Annotated in this window: 1 protein-coding gene; it reads left to right on the top strand. The window is 46.2% G+C overall.

The window, feature by feature from the left end:
- Positions 1 to 234, top strand: a 234-nt coding sequence (locus tag ACM0OZ_RS49430; RefSeq protein ID WP_414590251.1) for a tetratricopeptide repeat protein, incomplete at both ends; no start/stop codon positions are given.

The raw sequence follows: 234 nt of genomic DNA, 5'->3' as shown, positions 1-234 counted from the left end.
TTTGGCGATCGCTATTCTTGTGCAAGCACCTACCACCAGTTGGGAATGGTAGCCCAAGATTTGCGCGAATTTGAAGAAGCAAGGCGCAATTACCAACAAGCTTTGCAAATCGATATCAAATTTGGCGATCGCTATTCAAGTGCAAACACCTACCACGAGTTGGGAAGGCTAGCCCAAGCATTGCGCGAATTTGAAGAGGCAAGGCGCAATTACCAACAAGCTTTGCAAATCTAT

It is taken from the genome of Scytonema sp. PCC 10023 (assembly GCF_963920835.1).
Classification (GTDB): Bacteria; Cyanobacteriota; Cyanobacteriia; order Cyanobacteriales; family Nostocaceae; genus Kalymmatonema.
The sequence above is the reverse complement of the archived record's forward strand: the minus strand, read 5'-3'. Positions and strand labels throughout refer to the sequence as shown.